Annotated in this window: 1 protein-coding gene and 3 pseudogenes; 1 reads left to right on the top strand and 3 read right to left on the bottom strand. The window is 59.8% G+C overall.

Annotated elements, in window-relative coordinates; genetic code table 11:
- Window positions 1-257: 257 nt before the first annotated feature.
- From ACZYOF_RS42990 to ACZYOF_RS42980, 3 genes and pseudogenes are all read right to left on the bottom strand, one after another.
- Window positions 258-569: pseudogene (locus tag ACZYOF_RS42990) on the bottom strand (transposase); the annotation flags it as partial.
- Between the two features lie 24 nt (window positions 570-593).
- Entirely contained in the window at window positions 594-1256 is a 663-nt protein-coding gene (locus ACZYOF_RS42985) for a transposase (RefSeq protein ID WP_463719515.1), read from the bottom strand.
- Window positions 1257-1392: 136 nt separating this feature from the next.
- A pseudogene (locus ACZYOF_RS42980) lies at window positions 1393-2328 on the bottom strand (IS3 family transposase); the annotation flags it as partial.
- Between the two features lie 62 nt (window positions 2329-2390).
- On the opposite strand from ACZYOF_RS42980, the pseudogene ACZYOF_RS42975 reads away from it, so the two are divergent.
- Window positions 2391-3332, top strand: a pseudogene (locus tag ACZYOF_RS42975) (IS110 family RNA-guided transposase); the annotation flags it as partial.
- Window positions 3333-3458: the final 126 nt, after the last annotated feature.

The raw sequence follows: 3458 nt of genomic DNA, 5'->3' as shown, positions 1-3458 counted from the left end.
GCGGCAGCGAAATAAAACGCGAGACCGCATCAAATGGATGTTCACAACCGACAAAGCCCGCGCCAAACTCCGCCGCGCCTATCCCGCTGCAGCCAAAGAGTCAAAACCACTGTGATGAACCACTAGGCTCTCTCCCTTTGAGGGCTTTGCACAGAGCGGCGAGCGGGCTTCTGAGGTGTGTTGTGGGGTTTTTTTGATATGAGCCCGCTACCATGAGCGACATCTTGCTCGTTTCGCTCCTTGTTGTCCCCCGCTTTTCAAGCGAGGGCAGACTCCTGGCGTTGAGCGGCCAACGCGCTGGCTGCGCGACGCAGATTATAGGCGCAGCAGGCCAGCACGACGGGCGTCTGGTTGCGCTCGAGGTTGAAGAAGCGCAGTCGTCGCAGGCCGTAGTGCTCCTTGAACACGGCGTACGGACGTTCCACGGCGGCGCGCACCTTGGCGATCAGTTTGTTGCGCAGCTTCTGCCGTGGCGGCAGTTCGGGATGGTGTTTATTGGGGCGACGCATCAGGCGGTCCTTGATGCCGGCTTCGGTCAGACGCGCGTGCCGGGCATGGGTGTAGTAGGCCTGATCGCCATAGGCCGCTTCTCATCACCACAGAACAAACGATCCGCGGGCTCCGTGTCGGTGATCGAGGCATCCGTCATATGGACGCGACGAATGATGGTGTGACCGGCATCTTACACCCGTGTGAACCTTGTAGCCGAACACGCACTTCTTGCCTTTGCGGCCCCAGCGAGCATCGCGATCCGCAGAGGGTTTGGGCGGCTTATCCTCGCCATCCTTGCGCGCCTTGCGGGGCGGATTGGCTCGTGCCGGAATCAACGAAGCGTCGACCAGCGTGCCCTGTTTGAGGATCAGCTTCCTGGCCTCCAACTGCCGATTGATCTCGGCGAAAACCTTCTCGATCAGCCCATCCTTCGCGAGTTCCTGTCGAAACCGCCACAATGTGGCGTGATCGGGGGTCTGATCGTGCAGGCTCAGACCAGCAAAGCGACGAAACGACAATCGATCCGCGATGGCGGCTTCCAGCGCGGGATCAGACAGATTGTGCCATATCCCGGCGAGCAAGCAGCGAAGCAAGACCTCCGCCGGATAACTGCTGTTGCCGGGACCATCGCCGCCCCGCTTGCCAAGCAACGACCGCAGCGGCCTCCAATCCACGACCGCTTCGACCTCGTCCAGGATGCTGCTTCGCGGCGCCTGAACCAAGCCGTCCGCCAAGCTCATCTGATCGACATTGCGCTCAACCATGGCCCCCCTCGCCAGAATCAGCCATGGTTTAGAGAATCATCCCTCAGCCCATTGTGCAAAGCCCTCCCTTTGCAAGAGCATCACGTTCAAGGTACCGGCGCAGGAATGCTATCGACTCTGACCTGAGCCCCAAAGGTCATCCAGCGATGGGCGGAATCCTTTGGTCATTTGAGCCTGTGTGGCTTGGTGATGCAACGGGACGGGGCGCGGAGCCCTCGACACAGCGCAGCGTCCCGTCCCGTTGCATGTCGGACGCTGTTAGCCTGGCGTAAGTTGATGGCGGCAGGTTGCCGATCCCGCTGTGCGGACGAACGGTGTTGTAATCGTCCTGCCATTCGGCGAGCAGCTCCCGAGCATGATCGAGTGACGAGAACAACGTCTCGTTCAACAACTCGTCGCGCAGTCGTCCATTGAAGCTTTCCACGAAGGCATTCTGCTGCGGCTTGCCCGGCGCGATGTAGTGCCACTCGATCCGGGTGAGCTGCGACCAACGCAGGATGGCCATGCTGGTGAGCTCGGTCCCGTTGTCGCTGACGATCATCGTTGGGCGGCCTCGTCGGGCGATCGCGGCATCGAGCTCACGACCCACCCGGATCCCCGACAACGACGTGTCGGCCACCAATGCGATGCATTCCCGGGTGAAGTCATCAACGACAGCCAGGATACGGAAGCGTCGGCTGTCGGTCAGCGTGTCGCTGACGAAATCCAGTGACCAGCGCTGGTTCGGTCCCTGCGGCAACTCCATCGGAACCCGTGTTCCGAGAGCTCTTTCGCGTCCACCTCGCCGGCGAACCTGCAGCCGCTCCTCGGCATACAGCCGCCTCAGCTTCTTGTGGTTGATAAGCGCGCCTTCACTGCGGATCATGAGAAGCAGACGGCGATAGCCAAAGCGCCGGCGCACCGACGCCAACTCGCGCAGCCGGACGCGAATGGTCGCGTCGTCAGGCCGAAGGCTGAGATAACGCACCGAGGACCGATCAGCCCCAATCACTTCACACGCCCGCCGCTGACTGACCTCAAAACTCGAACAAAGGTGAGCCACAGCCTGCCGCCTTGCAACGGGCGTCACCATTAATGGGATGACCCGCCCCATCCTCTCGGTCAGACTGAGTTGGCTTTTAAAAGGAGGAAGCAATGAGGACACGGAACAAACCCAGGCCGGCAACGGTGTTTGGGATCGATATTGGCAAGAACCTTTTCCACGTCGTTGGGCTCGACGCCGCCGGAATGCCGATCCAGAAGGCGACGTTTCGGCGCGATACACTCTTGCAGTTCTTCGAACGCGCCGGGCCGGCTCTGGTGGGGATGGAAGCCTGCTCCGGCTCGCAATGGTTGGCACGCAAGATCGCCGCGATGGGGCATACCGTCCGCATTATTCCGGCTCAATTCGTCAAGCCTTATGTAAAGTCCAACAAAAGTGACATCATCGATGCCGCAGCGATCGCGGAAGCAGTGACGCGACCAACAATGCGCTTCGTCGAGATACGGTCGCCTGAACACATTGACCTACAAGCGCTGCATCGTGTTCGCGATAGGATGATTTCGCAACGGACGTGTCTCATAAATCAGATGCGCGCTTTTTGCCTGGAATATGGGATCGCTATTCACCAGGGCGCCGGCAAGTTCAAGGCAGATCTGCCGAGGGTTTTGGCAGATGAATCGAATGATCTAACGTCGGCCATGCGTCGCATTCTGGCATCTACATTCGACGAGCTGCGGCAGCTGGAGCTGCGGATTGCTGAAGTCAACCGCGAGATTGAGGCGGTTGCCTCTCAAAGCGATACCGCACGTCGATTAATGACTATCCCGGGCTTTGGTCCACTCGCGGCGACCGCGCTTTTAGCAGCAGCTGGATCTGCCCGACAGTTCAAAAAGGCCCGCGATATGGCAGCTTGGCTGGGTCTTGTTCCCAGAGAATACTCTACGGGAGGCAAAACGAAGGTGCTGGGGATAAGCAAGCGCGGCAACCGATATCTGCGCCGGATGATCATCCACGGCGCCCGCTCCTGCGTGACACATCTTGATCGCTCGCGATATCACCTTGGCGCCTGGCTTGATGGACTTCAGGCACGCATGCAGGGGATGTCCCGGGTTCTGTTGAATTACTGAAGAGGTCGGCGTTGCCCACCTTGAGCCGGTAGGCTCGGGGTGCTGATTCCACAAAGGAGAGCAACGCCATGACGAGAGATATCACACCGGCTG

This window comes from Bradyrhizobium sp. LeoA1Lang (assembly GCF_055413685.1).
This window is presented reverse-complemented; position numbering and strand designations above follow the sequence as displayed.